The following is a 1,382-nucleotide window of genomic DNA, read 5'->3' as shown; positions in this document are numbered from 1 at the left end:
CTATCGTCGACGATAAACCAGTCATCACGAGTGTGGATGCAATCCAAGTTGATGAAGATGACTTGACGGGGATTGGCTCAGACCAAAATGATGCACTTTCCATCAACGGCCAATTTGCAACAACGCAAGGTTCTGATGGTGTCGTTAGTTATCAATTGGATTCTTCTGCCGACCCTGTAGCAGGGCTGACATCTCAAGGTATCGCGGTAACGATGACTGAAATGGCCAACCCAGACGGCAGTTTTACTTATCAAGCCACCGCAGGTGGTAACGCGGTCTTTACCTTGATTGTTAACGTAGATGGTTCTTATAACTTTACGCTAGAAGGCCCAATCGACCATGCCAATGGTAGTGACGATTTAACGCTGAACTTCCCAATTATTGCGACCGATTTTGATGGTGACACCAGCTCAGCGGTGATCCCAGTGACCATCGTCGATGACCAACCAACTATCACAAACGTCGATGCCATTATGGTTGATGAAGACGATTTATCGGGCGTTGGTTCTGCTCAAGATGGTGTCGTTTCTATTGACGGTAAATTCACCACAACAGAAGGCTCTGATCGAGTGGTGAGCTATCAACTTGATTCCTCGACGGATCCTGTTGCTGGCCTTACCTCACATGGCGAAGCGGTTGTACTCGTAGAAACGGCAAATGCTGACGGCAGCTTCACTTACAGTGCGACGGCAGATGGCAATCCCGTATTTACGTTGGTAGTGAATGTGGATGGCTCTTACAACTTCACGTTGGAAGGCCCAATCGATCACGCTATTAATAGCGACGAGCTAACGCTGAACTTCCCAATCATCGCAACGGACTTTGATGGTGACACCAGCTCTGCGGTGATCCCAGTGACTATCGTCGATGACCAACCGACCATCACAAACGTCGATGCCATTACAGTGGATGAAGACGATTTAACGAGTATTGGCTCTGCTCAAGATGGCGTTGTTTCTATTGATGGCAAGTTCACCACAACGGAAGGTTCTGACCGAGTGGTGAGCTATCAACTCGATGGTTCGATGAACCCTGTAGCAGGATTAACGTCGCACGGCGAAGTTGTTGATTTGGTTGAAACAGCGAATGCAGATGGCAGCTTCACTTACAGTGCGACAGCAAATGGCAATCCTGTCTTTACGTTGGTGGTGAATACCGATGGTTCATACAACTTTACGTTGGAAGGCCCAATCGATCACGCGACTGGTAGTGATGAACTGACGCTAAACTTTCCAATCATCGCGACCGACTTTGATGGCGATACGTCATCGGCAACCATCCCTGTAACCATTGTTGATGACCAGCCAACAATTAACGATGTTCAAGCGATCACCGTTGATGAAGATGACCTTGAGCAGATTGGCTCGGCTCAAGACGGTTCA

At 48.2% G+C, this 1,382-nt stretch carries 1 pseudogene; it reads left to right on the top strand.

The annotated features are described in order from the left end of the window. Positions 1-1,382 (top strand): annotated as a pseudogene (locus tag R7P67_RS24395) (hypothetical protein); the annotation flags it as partial.

This window comes from Vibrio sp. Vb0937 (assembly GCF_033338855.1).
This window is presented reverse-complemented; position numbering and strand designations above follow the sequence as displayed.